Origin of the sequence: Chryseobacterium angstadtii, assembly GCF_001045465.1 — a bacterium.
Taxonomy (GTDB): Bacteria; Bacteroidota; Bacteroidia; order Flavobacteriales; family Weeksellaceae; genus Chryseobacterium; species Chryseobacterium angstadtii.
On sequence record NZ_LFND01000006.1, the window covers coordinates 12,913 to 25,891 of the forward strand.

Annotated in this window: 8 protein-coding genes; 7 read left to right on the forward strand and 1 reads right to left on the reverse strand. The window is 39.7% G+C overall.

From position 1 onward, the window contains the following. Positions 1–124: 124 nt before the first annotated feature. Positions 125–514, reverse strand: a complete 390-nt coding sequence (locus ACM46_RS16835; protein WP_048507866.1) for a hypothetical protein — start codon at positions 512–514, stop codon at positions 125–127. A gap of 1,016 nt (positions 515–1,530) precedes the next feature. Here ACM46_RS16835 and ACM46_RS16840 point away from each other — a divergent pair. From ACM46_RS16840 to ACM46_RS16870, 7 genes are all read left to right on the forward strand, one after another. Next, the gene (locus tag ACM46_RS16840; RefSeq protein WP_048507867.1) at positions 1,531–1,920 is read left to right on the forward strand and encodes a hypothetical protein; all 390 of its coding nucleotides are present in this window, start codon (positions 1,531–1,533) and stop codon (positions 1,918–1,920) included. A 148-nt stretch (positions 1,921–2,068) separates the two neighbouring features. Then, a complete protein-coding gene (locus tag ACM46_RS16845; protein WP_173426495.1) occupies positions 2,069–3,154 on the forward strand; it encodes an efflux RND transporter periplasmic adaptor subunit in 1,086 nt (361 codons plus the stop codon). A 22-nt stretch (positions 3,155–3,176) separates the two neighbouring features. After that, on the forward strand, positions 3,177–6,371 hold the full coding sequence (locus tag ACM46_RS16850) for an efflux RND transporter permease subunit (RefSeq protein ID WP_048507868.1): 3,195 nt from the start codon (positions 3,177–3,179) through the stop codon (positions 6,369–6,371). Then, positions 6,358–7,800, forward strand: coding sequence for a TolC family protein (locus ACM46_RS16855; protein ID WP_048508253.1), 1,443 nt, complete (start codon positions 6,358–6,360; stop codon positions 7,798–7,800). Before ACM46_RS16850 ends, ACM46_RS16855 begins: the two co-directional genes overlap by 14 nt. Positions 7,801–8,052: 252 nt before the next feature. Continuing rightward, on the forward strand, positions 8,053–9,750 hold the full coding sequence (locus tag ACM46_RS16860) for a T9SS type A sorting domain-containing protein (protein ID WP_048507869.1): 1,698 nt from the start codon (positions 8,053–8,055) through the stop codon (positions 9,748–9,750). Between the two features lie 11 nt (positions 9,751–9,761). Next, positions 9,762–12,581, forward strand: coding sequence for a hypothetical protein (locus ACM46_RS16865; RefSeq protein WP_048507870.1), 2,820 nt, complete (start codon positions 9,762–9,764; stop codon positions 12,579–12,581). A 3-nt stretch (positions 12,582–12,584) separates the two neighbouring features. Beyond that, positions 12,585–12,965 (forward strand): four helix bundle protein, encoded by a 381-nt coding sequence (locus ACM46_RS16870; protein WP_048507871.1) that lies wholly within the window; start codon positions 12,585–12,587, stop codon positions 12,963–12,965. Positions 12,966–12,979 lie beyond the last annotated feature (14 nt).

Sequence of the window (12,979 nt, forward strand, 5' to 3'; positions counted from 1 at the left end):
GGTGTTTTTATTATATTTTTAAAACGACTTCAATACATGTAAAATTGTTAAATACTTACCGTCCAATAGTAACTTCCATCCTCCATCTTCCAATCTTAATTTCTTATCCTGAGCTCAGGTTATATTAGTAAGAAGCCATTTTTGCAGAACCGGAACCTTTTTCACGTTTTGCATGGAAAAGTACCATATCTACGTTTTTTTTCAGTAAAGTGATATTTCCTTTAATATCGGAATACTGATATTCTTCGTTACTTGCTGTGTATTCAGGAAGAGCATCGCTTTTCTTGAGTTCATAAGTTTTGCCTTCCAGGTGAATGGTAGCTGTACTTTTTGTGTGGTTGATGGTCACTTCAATTTTTTCCCCATAACTGTCGGTAAAAACATCTTTAGAGATCTCATCTTTGTGTTCAGGTGCAGATTCGGCAATGGTTTCTGCTTCTTTGCCGGGATGTTTACACGCTGTTGAGGAAAGGATGGCCAGCCCAATAAGAACCGATGTGAATAATTTTTTCATAGTGATAAGTGATTTGGATAGGTTTCATGAAATAAATATGTTAATGTTATATAAAATTACGAATATTTTTAATGAATATATGTTAATTTTACATAAATTAATCTTGTTTTTCTACCAGTTGAGCATTACAATTTCTTTACAAAACTTTCATTTGAATGATAAAGAAGGGAAACTCATTAAAGATCAGCAGAGCTGATAACCGCAGAATATTGCTTTAAACAATCGGTTTTAAGAATAAAAAAGTACATTTTTTTTCATGATTACATTTGTTGTTTTTAATTTGGTGCAAAATTATTAAAAATTATATAATGCTGATACACAGTAAAAAATGATTTAAATCATACTGTTGAGAGTTTAAAATTTTATCATTTTCCTGAAAAAACAACAGGAAACCCTCATGGCTTATAATAACAGACACTATCTTACGCTTTGGCCCAATCAATCCATGACAGATAATATGCAATTGAAATAGAAAAAAACTCACAGACTTATTCATTATTATAAAAAACTGAGTAGCCGTACTCACCCAAAAAGATTTAATACTTCAGATTTTAATATCATCCCACACGTAAAATTAATGAATGCAAACCCTATCTTGTATTACTTTAATAAACGAAGTGGCTTTGTTTATCTTTAAAAAAATCAGAAAAGTAAAAAAAACTTTGTCTATCCTTGCGATAAATAAAAGCATTTTAAAAATCAGTCATTTAATAGATTCATAATCCACAATTCAGGTTAAAAAAATTAACAAATAAAATTGAATTCAAACCAAAGCATTTTTTTTATTACAGAGTAGGGTCTTTTCTTTACCCGGTTTTATTTCATGTTTGAAATTTGCCATAAAACAATTTTAAATGGTATTTATACTTATTATTGTCGAATTAGGGTGATATAAAATGGTAATCCACAAGAAAATGAATGCATTATTTCTTTATTCAGTTAATTTAAAGAAGCGTTAAATTTTGTTAATCTACTATGAGCGTATGTCTTTCTAAGTGTACATTTGCGACTTCGAAATGAGAAACTATATAGTATATTTTTTGACCGCCCTTTTTCTGCTCTTTGTGGTAGAAAGCAGGCTCAATGTCAAAACACTCAACAATGATTATTCCGGTCAGGTTTCTCACCATATGCCTAAAAAAGCCAACCGCCTGAACCAGACTTTTGAAAAACTCTCGGTACAGCAGATGGCTGATAATTTTGACAATACCACCTTTGAACTCACTGAAGATAACTTTCAGTTGTCTGATACTCTACAGTTTATGGCTGTATTTGCCAGTGTATTCAGTCTTGTCTACATTTTTAGGCTTCACTCCTTTAAAAGCAGAAAACCGGGAATTCATGGTTTTCTTTCGCTGTATTCCAATGTTAAAACTTTCATTCTGATCCGTTCTATCAGAATTTAAAATTTCATTTTCGTGATCTGTTTTCTGTTCCTCTATGAGCGGAAAATACACTGCGTTGTCTATGTCCGGTAATCATTACACCGCAGGATTTCCATTACCGTTTTATTTCCATTCAAAACATTAACGATTTATATTAAACTCTAGAATTATGATCAAAAGAGTTGCCTCAGGCATTGCACTCAGCACGCTTTTATTGGCGGTTGGCTGCAGTCAGAAAAAGCAAGAAAAAGAAGAAGCTGCCATTTATCCCGTTACCAGTCCAGTGAAAATGGATACGGTAATCAACAAGGAATATGTAGCTCAGATTCAGTCTGTCAAAAACATTGAAGTCCGCGCGCAGGAAAAAGGATTTCTTGAAAAAATTTATGTAGATGAAGGCCAGTATGTGCAGGCAGGACAGACCCTGTTCAGAATTATGCCCCAGCTTTATCAGGCTGAATTATTAAAAGCCAAAGCAGAAGTGGAGCAGGCTGCCATAGAATTGAGAAATGCCAGTACGCTTGCCAGTAACAATATTGTTTCCAAAAATGAAAGAGCAATGGCAAAAGCCAAGCTGGACGCTGCCAATGCAGAAATGAAGCTGGCCCAGATTCATTTATCTTTTACAGACATTAAAGCTCCGTTTTCCGGGGTGATCAACAGGATTCCGCTGAAATTGGGAAGCCTTGTGGACGAAGGAGATTTGCTGACCTCTTTGTCGGATAATACCAATGTTTACAGTTATTTCAACGTTTCAGAACCGGAATACATTACTTACCAGACCCATGCTGCCGACAGAGGAAGTAAACTGGTATCCCTGATTATGGCCAACGGAGAAATGCTTCCCCAAAAAGGAGAGATTCAGACCATAGAAGGAGAATTTGATAATGAAACAGGAAATATTGCGTTCAGAGCAAAATTTCCAAACCCGGATAAACTGCTGAGAAACGGAGAAACCGGAAAAGTACAGATGACTTTGCCTGTTCACAATGCACTCATCATCCCTCAGAAAGCAACGTATGAAATTCAGGATCAGAAATACGTATTTATTATTGATAAAAAAGGAATGGCAAAATCCAGAAATATAAAAGTAGCTTATGAATTGCCCGACCTTTATGTAGTAGGTTCAGGCCTTGCGGAAGGAGATAAGATTCTTTTAGAAGGAGTACAGAAGGTGAAAGATGACCAGAAAATACAGACCAAATTCCAGGATCCTAAAAAAGTTCTTCAGTCATTGAAACTAAAAGCAGAGTAGTCTACTCTTAAAACGAAGCAGTATGTTTAAGAAATTCATCCGCAGACCTGTTCTGTCTATTGTGATCTCACTGATCATTGTATTTATGGGAGTCCTGTCGCTGGTAAAACTTCCGGTGACTCAGTTTCCCTCCATTTCACCTCCTAAAGTAAATATCACCGCAGAATATCCGGGAGCCAACAACGAATTGCTGATCAAATCAGTAGTTATTCCCCTCGAAAGAGGTTTGAACGGCGTTCCCGGTATGAAATATATGACCTCCGATGCGGGTAACGATGGTGAAGCTTCCATTCAGGTTGTATTTGACCTGGGAACAGATCCCAATGTTGCCGCGGTAAACGTTCAGAACCGTGTATCTTCAGTAGTAAATAAACTCCCGCCTCTGGTAGTGCGTGAAGGAGTGAAAATTACCCGTGAAGAACCTAACATGTTGATGTACATTAACCTGTACAGCGACGATCCTAAAGCAGACCAGAAATTCCTCTTCAATTATGCCGATATCAATGTGATGTCCGAATTGAGAAGGGTGAGTGGAGTAGGTTTTGCAGATATCCTCGGAACCCGTGAATATGCGATGCGTATCTGGCTGAAACCGGACAGGCTTACCGCCTACAGCATTTCCGCAGACGAAGTGATGGAATCTCTGAATAAGCAGAGTTTGGAAGCTTCCCCGGGAAAAACAGGGGAAAGTTCAGGAAAACGCTCCCAGTCCTTCGAATATATCCTGAAGTATTCAGGACGTTTCAATAATGAAAAAGACTACGGAAATATCATTCTGAAAGCAAAACCGGGGGGCGAATTTGTAAGATTGAAAGATGTTGCTGATATAGAATTCGGTTCTTCCATGTATGATATCTATTCTACCCTGAACGGAAAACCTTCTGCCGCGATTACCGTAAAGCAGTCTTACGGTTCCAATGCCAGCGACGTTATCAAGAATGTTAAAGCCTTGATGAAGGATCTGGAGAAAAATAACTTCCCGAAAGGAATGCATTACGACATCAGTTACGACGTTTCCAGATTCCTTGATGCGTCTATGGAAAAGGTTATTCATACCTTATTTGAAGCCTTTATTCTGGTAGCAATCGTGGTGTTCCTCTTTCTTGGAGACTGGCGTTCAACACTGATTCCGGCTTTGGCGGTTCCCGTTTCACTGGTAGGTACATTTGCCGTCATGTCCGCATTTGGAATTACGTTAAACATGATCTCGCTCTTTGCACTGGTAATGGCCATCGGGGTTGTCGTCGATGATGCGATTGTGGTTATTGAAGCCGTTCATGCCAAGATGGAAGAAAAAGGACTTTCTCCGTTAAAAGCTACGGAAGAAGCGATGCACGAAATCAGCGGGGCAATTATTGCAATCACGTTGGTAATGGCATCCGTATTTATTCCGATTGCATTCATGTCCGGTCCGGTTGGGGTATTTTACCGTCAGTTTTCCATTACAATGGCCTCTGCCATTATTCTTTCGGGGGTTGTGGCTTTAACACTGACTCCGGCTTTATGTGCTTTGATCTTAAAAAATCACCACGGAAAAGCTAAAAAGAAAACGCCGATTACCATTTTCTTAGATAAATTCAATAATTTATTTACGAAAGGAGCCGGAAGATATGAGAAAATGCTTAACAAAACCGTTAAGAAAAAATCCATTACACTTCCTTTATTGCTGGCATTCTGTGCCTGTACTTTTTTCCTGAGCAACTCTCTTCCTTCAGGATTTATTCCGGCGGAAGATCAGGGAATGATTTACGCGATTATTCAGACACCTCCGGGATCTACTCTGGAAAGAACCAACCAGATTGCTAAAGAATTATTGAGAGAATCTGAAGATATTGATGGAGTACAGTCGGTTTCTTCACTGGCAGGATATGAAATTCTGACGGAAGGTACGGGATCCAATTCAGGAACCTGTCTGATTAACCTTAAAAGCTGGGAAGACCGTAAAGAATCGGCCGCAGAGATTATTGAAAAACTGGAAGAAAATGCCAAAAATATTCCCGGTGCCAATATAGAATTCTTCCAGCCGCCTTCCATACCAGGTTATGGAGCTGCAGGAGGTTTTGAACTCCGTCTGCTGGATAAAGCGGGAAGTGGAGATTATCATAAAATGGAGCAGGTAAGTAATGATTTTGTAAAAGAACTGAAAAAGAGACCGGAACTGGGCTCTGCATTCACCTTCTATTCTGCTAGTTTCCCGCAGTATATGCTTAAAATAGACAACGATCTTGCCGAGCAGAAAGGAGTAACGATAGAAAATGCCATGGATAACCTGTCTACATTGATTGGTTCCAACTATGAAACCAGTTTCATCCGTTTCGACAGACCTTATAAAGTAATTGTTCAGGCCGGTCCTCAATACCGTGCACTGCCTACAGATCTTTTAAAACTGTATGTAAAAAATGATAAAGAGCAGATGGTTCCTTATTCAGATTTTATGAGAATGGAAAAAGTATATGGACTGTCTGAGATTACAAGACATAATATGTATAATTCTGCAGAGGTGAGCGGAACTCCCGCGCCGGGATACAGTAGTGGACAGGCCATTAAAGCCATTCAGGAAGTGGCAGACAAAACACTTCCGAGAGGTTTCGGAATAGACTGGGCAGGTATTTCCAAAGATGAAGTGAGCAGAGGAAATGAAGCCATATTTATTTTCCTGGTTTGTCTGGGATTTGTCTATCTGATCCTTGCTGCTCAGTATGAAAGCTTTATTTTGCCGCTGCCGGTTATTTTATCCCTTCCAACAGGTATTTTCGGTGCATTCTTATGCTTAAAATTATTAGGACTGGAAAATAACATCTATGCACAGGTGGCCATGGTTATGTTGATTGGTCTGTTGGGTAAAAATGCCGTATTGATCGTTGAATTTGCCGTACAGAAGAAAGCAGAGGAGGGAATTCCTGTAGCGCAAGCAGCTATCGAAGGGGCAGCCATCCGTTTCCGTCCGATTCTGATGACTTCCTTCGCATTTGTTGCTGGTCTTATTCCACTTGTAATGGCAACAGGTCCGGGAGCTATAGGTAACCGAACAATTGGTACTGCCGCAGCCGGAGGAATGCTGATAGGAACTATTTTCGGACTGATGATTATTCCGGGACTGTATTATATTTTCGGAACGATTGCGGAGAAGTCGAGACTGGCAAGATATGAAGAGGAGAATCCTTTAACAGAACAAACTGAACCTTATCAACACGATGACAAACATGAAGATTTATAATAAATATATAGCAGCCATTGCTCTATCGCTTTGCCTTATAGGCTGTAAAGCTCCGATGGCTACCGTTATAAAAGATGAAGTAAAAGAAAACCTGCCTCAGAATTTTAATCAGGACGAGCAGCAGGATGCCAATGCAAACAGCGGAACAACTCCGTGGAGACAGTTTTTTACAGACCCGAATCTGGTAAGCTTAATTGAGACTGCTTTAAAAAACAATCAGGAGCTGCTGATCACGCTACAGGAAATTGAAATTGCAAAAAGCGGTGTTTTAGCCAAAAAAGGAAAGCTGACTCCAACGGTTTCTGCCGGAATAGGAGCCGGGCTTAAGAAAGCAGGACGCTATACCAGCGAAGGCGCCGGTGATGCAACTACAGAAATAGAACCCGGAAAAGAAATGCCGGATCCGCTTGGGAATTTCGAAGGAGGGCTGATGGCGAACTGGGAAATTGATATCTGGAAAAAGCTGAGAACCGAAAAAGAAGCGGCAGTTGCTCACTATCTTTCTACCGTGGAAGGCAAAAACTTTGTCCTTTCCAACCTTATTGAAGAAGTTGCAGATAATTATTACGAACTGTTGGCACTGGATAATCAGCTGGATATTATTCAGCAGTATATCAAGCTGCAGGAAAGGGCTCTGGAAATTTCCAAGATTCAGAAACAGGCAGCAGCAGCTACGGAACTGGCAGTGAAAAAATTTGAAGCCGAACTGGCGAAATCCAAAGCCGCGGAATATACAATCCGTCAGGATATCACCGAAAAAGAAAACCAGATCAATGCACTTCTGGGAAGATATCCGCAGCCTATCGTAAGAACGAAGGAAAGCTTTATGTCTACGATGCCACAGACGGTTTACACGGGAATACCTTCCCAGTTATTGGCCAACCGTCCTGATATCAAACAGGCAGAATTAGAATTAAAAGCTGCAAAATTGGATGTGCAGGCTGCCAGAAAGGAGTTTTATCCGTCACTGGAAATTTCTGCAACATTAGGGCTGGAAGCCTTTAAACCCTCTTATTTGGTTAAAATGCCGGAATCGATAGCTTATAATTTAGCAGGAGAACTGGCCGGACCGCTGATCAATAAAAGTGCGATCAAAGCCAACTTTCAGACTGCCGATGCCAAGCAGATTCAATCGTTGTATGAGTATGACAAGACCATTTTACATGCTTATCTGGATGTAGCGAATCTAATGTCGAAAGTTAAAAATATAGACCAATATTATCAGATGAAATCGCAGGAAACTAAAGCACTGGATCAGTCTATTGATATTGCGAACCAGTTGTTCAGGAATTCAAGAGCAGATTATCTTGAGGTTCTTCTGAATCAGAGAGATGCTCTGGATGCCAAAATGGAGCTGATTGAGGCGAAACAGAAACAGCTGAGCACCGTTGTAGATATTTACAAAAGTTTAGGCGGTGGCTGGAAATAAGACATCATAATTCTATCAATATAAACAGTTAATGTTTTGGGCTGATCCTTTCGGGGGTCGGCTCTTTTTTATTTTATACGACAAGTTCTGTCGTTATAGAGTATTAGCTTTGCCTTATGATCATATGAATTAAGTGTAAGTACAGTCATGTGATATCATTCATATTAAATCTCGTTAAGGAGATTTTAAGAGTCGTTAAAAAATGTTAAATTTGTACAACTTTTATTAAAACTAATATTAAATACACAAAATATGAAGAAATTCTACTTGGGTGCGTTCTCTTTATGCACCGTTCTTGGGTTATCTGCCCAGGAAGTATTGTGGCAGAAAGATATCCAATCTTCTACCCAGGATTTTCTAAGCCAGGTTACAACTACTATTGATCAGCAGTATTTTATTTCCGGAAGTTCTATTCGTTCTTCGGCAGGTTCCCTTCGAGAGCCTCAGGGAACGGGGAAGCAAAACAATGGTTATGATTTTCATTTGATAAAACTCAATCAGCAAGGCGAGCAGGTATGGGAAAAATACCTCTCCGGAAATAACCACGATTATTTGTCGGCTTCTGTGGCTACTCAGGAAGGAGGATTTCTTCTGGCAGGAACTTCTTATTCCGGAAAAGGATTAGATAAAAAAGAAGATTCAAAAGGAGGATCCGATATCTGGCTGGTAAGAATCAATGAATTTGGAGATGAACTGTGGCAGAAAACCTTGGGAAGCTCTTCTGATGAGGAAGCAAGATCTGTTATTCAGACGACGGATCTGGGATTCTTTGTGGCGGGTAACAGACAAAGTTCCCTTCGAGAGCCTCAGGGAACTAATGGTTACGGTTCAAAAGATGTCTTGATTTCAAGACTGGATAAAAACGGAAAAGTACTTTCTGAAACCATTCTTGGTGGAAAGGGTCTGGATGAAGTCGAGAAAATAATTCCTACGAAAGATGGAGGAGCACTGTTAGGGATTTATTCCAGAAGTTCCACAAGCATCAATGATAAAAGATCAATGATCAATGATGTAAAGCAGTCCAATAGAAATGGGGCGTCTTCCAATATCAATGATCATTTATCAAACATCAATTATTCAAAGAATTCCGAAAACTTCGGTGAAGGAGATTACTGGATTGTCAAGCTCGACAAAACCGGAAAAGTAGAATGGGAAAAGAATTATGGAGGAAAAGGAGATGATCATATCAGAACATTAGCCTTAACATCAACAGGTTACTTAATCGGTGGTGAATCCAGATCCGAAAGATCAGGAAATAAAACAGTTGGCATTGAAGAAGGTACAGATCTTTGGCTGCTTTCTTTGAATGAAAGAGGGGAAGAGGTTTGGCAGAAATCCTTCAGTTTTGGAAACCGTGATATTCTGATGGGAATGAGTGTTATTCAGAGCCAAGATTCAAGAGCCAAGAACCAAGACTTTACAAAAGGAATTCTATTGGGAGGTTATACCCAGGCAGAGGGCCCTTCGAGAGCCTCAGGGACCTCTTCCGATGATGAAACTTTCTGGATGCTTTACTTAAATGAAGAAGGTAATGAGCAATGGAGAAAGCACGTGAAAGGAGAATCCAGAAAACGAGAGGAAAGGCTTTCAGATATCAAATTAAACAGAGACGGTTCTATTATTCTTGCCGGAACCAGCGCCGAAGAACTAGGAAAAGAAAACTGGAAAATTGTGAAACTTGGAGACAGCCAAATTAATAAGCTGATTGAAAAGCAGGATATCAAGATCTATCCGAATCCGGTATCAGATTATGCTTATGTGGAAATAGGATATGATTTCAAGGAAGCGGATATTTTATTGTATGACATGGGCGGAAGACAGCTTCAAAGCTTAAAGACTAAGAATAAAGTGACTAAGATCAATACTCAGAATTTAATTCAGGGGGCTTATCTGGTGACGATAAAGACGGATACGGGGAAAACGGCGAATGCTAAATTGATAAAGAAATAAAAACTTAGGTAATGAGAAAAATATATATGTGCCTTATAAGCTTAGTAAGCTTAAACTTTACTTTACAGGCACAACACCAGTTTCAGGGAGTTAATTTTGGAGATTCCGCCAATCCGGTTCCTTCGCTTACTTCCCTGGCAGATTTTACAGATAATCCGCCATCATTGGCATTAGGTATACCGGAAATTTCAATACCGCTAGTCAGTATTTCGGGATATGGCGGTTCGGGCTTTGGCTTACAGCTGAGTTATAATCCATTGAATGTTTCACAGGATGAACCGGCAGGAGAATCCGGAGCAGGTTGGTCTATTTTCAAAGGCGGGGTGATTTCCAGAAAGATCAACGGAAATTTGGCAGATGAGGCGTTTCAGAATACAGCCAGCCCTCATTACGAAAAAAATGCCTTCGATGATGAATATTACTACAATCTCCCGGGATTTTCAGGAAAGTTTAAAATAGAAAGAAATACCACCGAGAATACATTCAGAATAGTAGATCTTTCCCCATTGAACCATGTTAAAATAGCGTATACCAAAGAAAATAACACCGCTACATTAATTGTTGATTCTTTTACCATTACCGATGATGATGGCAGCACCTATTATTTCAACGATTATTCCACTGCGGTAGGCTATGATAGTTTTTATGAAAATAAAGGGCTTTCGGGACTGGAATACAAATCGGCCTTTTTCCTTACCCGCATCACAGGTGCTGATGGGGTAGAAACCGCCAATTTCACTTATCAGAAAACAACGAAGTACGATACTAACAATACCACGCTTCTTTATAAAAGCTGCCACCTTCAGAAAATAAATACGGCAAGTGGAAATATTGAAATCGTTTATGACTACGACCAGGCCCTGGAAAAAACCATGAATGATCCTTACAGCATTAAAAAGGTAAGTCTGAATAATTTCTACGGTAAAGCAGCGGAATATGCTTTTGAATATTCCTATCCCGTTCCCCCCTATCCGGGGAATGCTACGCATAAAAGAAGGCAGCTGGACAAAATAAAGAAAATGGATGGGCAGACCGTTATCGAAGAAACGGCAATGCTCTACAATCCTCTGAGTTTAGATGCTCAGTACGCTTCATCATGCTCTGGAAGCAACGTTATTAGTCCCCAAGGTGTTCTCAAAAAAATTATTTATCCTACGAAAGGGGTCACAGAGTATGTTTACGAAAGCTCAGATATTTATGCCGATATGAATTCTGAGGCCTATCTTGCATCTTTAGCAATGGATTACGTGAACTCCTGTATACAGCACAAACAGTCATTTTCCACTTTTGATTTTAATACCAATCAAACACTCACATATTCTTTTACGATCCCCGGCGATCCTTCAAACAAGATACCGTTTTGGATAAATTATTCAGAAGCCTACACCGATGTGGATCCTAATACCGGGCAACCCATTCTACTGCCTCCGGTGCCTGAAAATAAACGAATCAATTATACACTGAAAAGAGGAAGTGAAGTACTTACAACCAATCAAAAAGGGGGGCATGTAAGGTTTTATAATTATCCCGGACAATATACCGTCACCGCCAATGTACCTTTAAGGCATGGACAGGTGTTTTTTGATCTGCAGGAGCTTATAACCAATCCAGGGCCCTATTGGAACGGAAATTCACATGCATCATACAGAATACGCACTATCAAAAGGTTTAATGATATAAGCAACAGCACACCGGTGAAGGAGATTTCATACCAATACGATGATTTTTCAAACTCCAACACTTCAAGCGGCTATATTTCCCGTGATGGCAAAGTGATGTTTAAAAATGTAAAGGTAGCGGACGGTTCAGGAAACGGATACGCAAAATATTACTTTAAGCTGGATAAGGATTATCCATCGTATCAGACGACGGTCAATGGAAATTCTGTTAATTTCCAGCCTTACTACAACCTTTTAAGATCAGGACTTCTGGAGAAAAAGGAAATGTTTAGTGAGACCAACCACCTTCTGGGAAGAGACGAATACGAGTATACATTTGGCATAGCAGATAACCTGGATTACCAGACTGATGAGGGGTTTTATTCCAAAACAGCATTTATCAGCCAGACAAAGAGCAGTTCAATTGCTTATCCTTCAGGATCTACAGCCTCTTTCCTGCAAACTTCGAGTGAAAACAATGTAAGAGCGGATAATTACAAGGCTTCCTCTTCAAAGACTACTGCTGCAGACGGAACAGTAACTGAAAGCTTCTATAAATATGCCCAGGATAAAAATCACACCAGACTGCTGGCAGCCAATATGACGGGAGTATTACTGGAAACAGAAGTAAAAGAAAACGGCAAAACCATCGGAAAATCAGAAACTAAATTTGATAGTTCTTCCAGCGTATATCCAACCTCTGTAATAGGCTATAACAGACAGACCCAAAGTCCTTCTACCCTCTCCACTATGGATGTCTATGACGACAAAGGGAATCTGGTACAGGCAACCGGGAAAAACGGTATTCCGGTGACAACAATCTGGGGATATTACCAGACCAGACCTATTGCCGTGATTGCAGGTGCTTCCTATTCTCAGGTAGCTTCTCTTTCTACAGTTATGGCAGCTGTCGATGCTTCTAATCAGGACCGTGACAATCCCGCTAACGAAGCAGGGCTGCTTCTGGCTCTGGAAGCCTTGAGAAAAGATCCTGCTTTGAAAAACTACAGTATAACGGCCACCACTTATGATCCTTTGGTAGGAATAACGAACTCCATTTCAGCAAACGGAATCAGAACGGTAAATGTTTATGATAATGCAGGCAGGCTGATCAAGGTAAAGGACGCAGATGGAAAAACATTGCAGGAGAACCAGTATAACTACAAACACTAGTGAATGATGAATGAAGAATTAAAAATGAAGAGTAAGAATGTGTTAAAAGATAAGAGTTTTACTTTCAGTATTTATATTGTTGAGCAATACAAAAGGTTGACGGAAGCGAAAGAGTTTATTATGTCAAAACAGTTGCTTAGAAGCGGAACAGCGATTGGCGCATTAATCCGTGAAGCAGAATTCGCCCATAGCAAGACAGACTTTATCAGCAAGCCTTCCATTTTTCTGAAGGAAGCTAACGAGACCTGTTACTGGCTTGAACTTTTGCACGGCATCCATTATATCAATACGGAACGATTTGAAGAGTCATCCAAATACATCAATGAGCTCATCAGTATGCTGGTATCAAGCATTAAAACCTCAAAATTAAAACTGAACAAATGAACACATATAATGAA